The sequence below is a fragment of the Endozoicomonas sp. SESOKO2 genome (assembly GCF_024606245.1).
Taxonomy (GTDB): Bacteria; Pseudomonadota; Gammaproteobacteria; order Pseudomonadales; family Endozoicomonadaceae; genus Endozoicomonas_A.
This window is the reverse complement of record NZ_JAHHPQ010000352.1, coordinates 1-1,652: the sequence shown is the minus strand read 5'-3', so window position 1 is coordinate 1,652 and position 1,652 is coordinate 1. Positions and strand designations below refer to the sequence as shown.

Here is a 1,652-nt window from a genome sequence, read left to right as displayed (position 1 = left end):
CCTTATTTCACAGCAACTGTGGGATAAGATAAGGGGTGCAAACCTTGAACGGAATTCGGGACTGTTTTTAGCATTACTCAGGAGTCCGAATAATCCGGAAGCAGCATTTGATCATTACCTGAGTAACAACCCACAACAGACAGAGGACTACCGTGGTTATGCAGAACAAGAGTTCATTTTAAGCCCAAAACAATTACGCAGTGTGTCAGTCTTTCCGGGCAGCTGCCCAGAGGGGATCAGCTGCCCGACAGGGACTGAAACGATCGAAAAAGGTGTTTCCAGAGTTAATTTAAATGACCCTCCCTCCTACAGCCAATCTCAAGCAGACTATCTTCATCAAAAGCGACACGCTCACGGTGGAAGGGGAAATGGGGAAGACGATGGTTCCGGTGGGGCACCAAACACCAGAATTTGCCAAAATTGTCAGAAAAACCGACCTGTATTCTACGACAATATGTGCTTTGATTGCGCTAATGCCGGAATGGTTGCATTTGAGCAGAATCTTAGCGGACCACCTCCTCTCGTAAGGAACAAGGAAATACCGGTGTCCGTGGCAAAAGTGGTTGATACCTCAGCTATCAAAATATTACGCTGGCTCGTTGATTTGGTCTACGAAGGACGGGAATTGAATCTTTTTCACCACAGCATGTTCTACCAGAAGTATGAGCTTTATAACCTTTTAACTGAAAGCTTTTTGTCGCACAAAGAGACTCTGGAAAGATTTCATAAGTACTGGGTTAAATTTTCCAGAGGTCAATTATCTGCTGGCAGTTTGATTCTTCAGGTCGGGGCACTGGCGAATAATCATGGAATCGATAAGCATACTGAGGTAGCAAGAATTGTTAAAACACTTGCCCGTCACAGGGACATATTTGAAACCAAAGATCACTTGGATAAATTAAAAGAAAACAGATTAGAAAATGAGCTGACAGGCAATAACCTTGTAACACACAATGAGCTATATAATCTCGTATATTCATGCGTAGATAAACAAAAGAGAAAAGAATTAATAGATTTTATTTATCAAATATTCAAACAAACCAGTGATTTGCTAACAGAGAAAACGGTTCCTTCTAAAAAGGATACATTTACACATTTAGGCACTTTATCCAGAGAGCTGAATAGAGATTATGGTTTTGGCTTTCCGGTTTATAATGATGGGAAGATAGACATCAAGCCTTGGGGCATGGGACTGTATACTTTTATTACTCAATCTAACAGGTATCGATTAGAAAGAAATATACAATCTCAAACACTTGATGGCCTTGGATTTGATGTTTCTGACAATAATCCATCCACACCTGAACAGGTTAAAGCTATAGTTACTGGTTTGGCTATTTTAAGCTCAACACTCTCGGGATATTACGGTTTCACACAAAAACTTTCTCATGATCAACGTGAGCTTTTCGTTAACTTTTCCAAGCTTGCCAGAAAAGAGCTTGTTAATTTTTTGGAATCAACCAGTTCAGATCAAAAAAACGCGTTCATAAGCAGTATGTTTTTCGTCTTTGGCGAGATTCCCAGAGAGCTGGCTGATGAACTGACTCAGGAACAGCCACCTACACTTGTCAGGGGCGCGCAGGCACCTCTGCAAGCATCAGCACATCGCCAGTATGAGCAAACAACAGGATACACTCTGGACTCACCTCTAC

1 protein-coding gene is annotated in these 1,652 nt (G+C 41.7%); it reads left to right on the top strand.

Going from position 1 to position 1,652, the window contains the following annotated elements; translation table 11 throughout:
- A partial coding sequence (locus tag KDK17_RS07960) for a hypothetical protein (RefSeq protein WP_257287790.1) occupies positions 1 to 1,652 on the top strand: 1,652 nt, incomplete at both ends.